The sequence below is a fragment of the Psychrilyobacter sp. genome (assembly GCF_049671765.1).
GTDB lineage: Bacteria > Fusobacteriota > Fusobacteriia > Fusobacteriales > Fusobacteriaceae > Psychrilyobacter.
This window is the reverse complement of sequence record NZ_JBATVM010000305.1, coordinates 1-3314: the sequence shown is the minus strand read 5'-3', so window position 1 is coordinate 3314 and position 3314 is coordinate 1. Positions and strand designations below refer to the sequence as shown.

At 27.7% G+C, this 3314-nt stretch carries 4 protein-coding genes; 1 reads left to right on the top strand and 3 read right to left on the bottom strand.

Annotated features, from left to right (window positions below; genetic code table 11):
• Window positions 1-10 precede the first annotated feature (10 nt).
• Window positions 11-172, top strand: a complete 162-nt coding sequence (locus WBG30_RS14105; RefSeq protein WP_424505287.1) for a vitamin B12 dependent-methionine synthase activation domain-containing protein — start codon at window positions 11-13, stop codon at window positions 170-172.
• 143 nt (window positions 173-315) lie between these two features.
• On the opposite strand, the gene WBG30_RS14100 is transcribed toward WBG30_RS14105, so the two are convergent.
• From WBG30_RS14100 to WBG30_RS14090, 3 genes are all read right to left on the bottom strand, one after another.
• Window positions 316-831 carry an OmpA family protein gene (locus tag WBG30_RS14100; RefSeq protein ID WP_424505286.1) on the bottom strand — a complete coding sequence of 172 codons (516 nt, stop codon included), beginning with the start codon at window positions 829-831 and terminating at the stop codon, window positions 316-318.
• Window positions 828-1325: a hypothetical protein gene (locus WBG30_RS14095; RefSeq protein ID WP_424505285.1), complete on the bottom strand. Its 498-nt coding sequence runs from the start codon at window positions 1323-1325 to the stop codon at window positions 828-830. Before WBG30_RS14095 ends, WBG30_RS14100 begins: the two co-directional genes overlap by 4 nt.
• 45 nt (window positions 1326-1370) lie before the next feature.
• Window positions 1371-3314, bottom strand: a 1944-nt coding sequence (locus WBG30_RS14090) for an esterase/lipase family protein (RefSeq protein WP_424505284.1), incomplete at its 5' end; no start/stop codon positions are given.

Genomic DNA, 3314 nt, shown 5'->3' with positions numbered 1-3314 from the left:
AACTTATACCATGACACCTATTCATAGTGTCTGTGGTATGTTATTTTTCAGTGAAAATGCAAGATACTTTAATCTCGGAAAAATTGACGAAAATCAGATTAAATCCCTAGCAAAATATAGAGGTGTTAATTTTGATGAAATGAAAGAGAATTTAGGAGTTTCTATCTATTAGAGTATTTTTCAAATTTATATTAAACTCAAAAAATCACCATATATTAAAAACGAGGGGTAATAATTCTTTAATTATTACTCCTCGTTTTATAAAAATTTTATATTATTTTTTAGAACCCACACCAAACGTGCAACACTCTCTATTTATATTAAATCTTCTATTTTATTTACATATTTTATTTTCTTACTCCCACTATCTTCTACAAAATAAATTTTTATATTTCTATTTTTATATCTTCCTTCTAATGTCTCATTGGAATACTCTGGATTTTTTTCTCCCTTCCCTTCTGAAACAATTAATATTTTTTCTGTTTTTAACTCATTTTTTAAAATAGACGCCACATTATCAGCTCTTTCTTTTGAAATTTTAAGGTTATATTTTTCACTTCCTGTAGAACAAGACGATCCAATCACCTTTAAAATTCCTTTTTTTCCTTTTATCTGTTCGGCTAATACCTTTATCTTCTTCGCTATTTCAACTGTTATTTGAGTTTTATTAATTTTAAAATTTGTACCTAAAATCTCAAATATTAACCTACCTTCATCTACTACTACTTTAGGAGGATTTTTCTTCTCTACTAGTCTCATAGGTTTCATATTTACACTATTAGATTGACATCCTGTGATTACAATTACCAATATAATTAATATTTTCTTCAACTTTTTCTAACCTCCCTAATAGTTCTTGATCCTCTATCTGGAAATATTTCCATTAATTTCTCTGTATTTTTTATATTGTAATCCATCAATAAACTTTTAGAACAAATTAATTTTATATATTTATCAAAAGTTGATGATTTTTTATGATTTTTCTCAGTATATTTTTTAGTTATATACTTAGGAGCTATTATTATTTCCTTTACAGGATATTCTTGAACTTCTAAAATTTCATTTCCACTCATAAAACTTCTTTCTATTGTTTTATCCTTAACTTCTATCTTCTCATAGATTTTATTATTCTCATAATAAATACTTATATTATCTTTTGTTATTTTTTCTACCAGTGGATAAACCTCGTAATATTTATCTTTTTCAACATAAACTTCTATATTTATCACTTGTACACCATCAACTAAATCATTTGAAATTTCCTTTATATACGTTTGTGAAAATGCTAGTGTGGTCATTAAAAAAAACAAAATTAATTTTTTCATATATTATCTCCTTTTAGATAGAGAGTTTTTAGCTCTCTATCTATATTATTTGTTAGTTTCCGCTTCTTCTTGAGAAACTTTCTTTTGCAAATTTTTAGTTAAATCGATTTCTGTTTCCTCTTTAGAATTTCTCTTAATTAATGGTTTTAATTGTTTAATCACAGCTAAACTGTGTAATTCTGAATGACTTGCTCCATCTATCTTTAAAATTTTATCTGCATCTTTATCTTTTCTGTGTGCTCTTTTAAATGCATTATCCCCACCAATATATTTAGTTATATCTGTTTTAGTATCAAATCCACCTTGTTTAGTTACTGTATCTTGATTCGACATTACATTTAAATATGAATTAGTTTTAGATTCAATAGTTTTTTTATCTGCCTTATGATCAGATCTCACAGGTGTCCCAAGAGTCACTAAATTATCTATCTTACCATTAGTTAATTTTAATGCTTCATTGGCTACATTTCCGCCATGACTGTGTGCTATGATATTTACTTTTATTCCTTTTTTGTTGTATCCCTCTATGATTTTAGCCAATTCTTTTCCTGCTTTTTTTCTAGTATCTGCCGTATTCTTTCCACTCCACTTAAATGTTACTGCTTCTCCACCATATTCTTTATTGATAGATTTAGCATGGGGACTCTTTGGACTAGCCCAGTCATTTTCAGCTGATTTAGAACTAAAAGTTCCATGGATCAATATATTTACAGTATTATCCTTTACTTCTCCTATATTTTCAGGCCTCATCTTAGGATCTAGAATATCTGGTTTACCTTTAAAATATTGTCCTAATTTTCCTTTCGAATACTCTTTTTTCTGTTCATTGGTTAATTTTTGTTTTACCGCTTTTTTAGTAGGTTTAACTACTCCTATATCTTCTTTTTTTATAGTTACTACTTTCCCACCGTATTTATCATTAGGATCAGTTGCTTTATCTAATACATTCTCTTGCTTGATATTTTTTTGCTTTAGAATTAAATCGATTTTTTTATTGTATTTATTTAAAGTATCTTCAAATGCCTTCTCTTTTTTCTTAAATTCTTTAAGATTAGCATCTGTTGGTTCACTTAAATATTTAGATTTAGATTTTTTATATGATTTTTCAATATTCTCTAAGATTTTACCTTCTTTTTTAGGGCTTAAACTATATGTATGTCCATCTTCTCCTACAATTCCATCTTTGGCTTTATTATAGTTTGTTAGATCTAGTTTTTTTACATTTTTTTCAGGTCTCTCTCTTTGACGAACTTTTTCTATCCCTGATATTTTATCTTTTTTTATTTTTTTATTACCTTCTAATGGTACTTCTGGTAACGGTCTTCCTTTATTTGGGTTTTTCTTTTCTTCTAAAGGAGTATTCTTTGCCAATTCATAACCAGCCTCTTCTCTTGCTCTTTTTTCTGCTGGTGTTTCTGGCAACGGTCTTCCTTTATTTGGACCTATATTTCCAATCTTATCATAAATATTATCAGGTTTTATCTTACTGTCGTCTATTTTGTCATATATTTTATCTTCCCCTGTTTGTTTCTTTGTAGGAGTGTCACTATCTTTTTCTAACACGAAATAATTATCTTTGTCTCCTCCTTTCTGTTTCTTTGTAGGAGTCTTTATATTTTCTAATTTATCATAAACATGATCTCTATTTTTATTAGTTTTATCCAAAGTTTCATATGGATTTTCTTGTTTATTTTTTTCTAACACGAAGTAATTATTTTCATCTCCTCCTGTCTGTTTCTTTGTAGGCGTTTTATCATAAGTTTTATCAGTTTCTTTTTCTACCAAGAAGTAATTATTTTCATCTCCCCCTGTTTGTTTCTTTGTAGGCGCTTTATCATAAGTTTTATCAGTTTCTTTCCCATTTATTTCATTTAATTTATTATATATACCATCATTATTATTATCTGTAACCTTTTTATCCTTTGCTGCTCCTGCTGGAACATCTGGTAATGGTCTTCCTTTATTTGGATTCTTTGCTGTTTCTGTTGG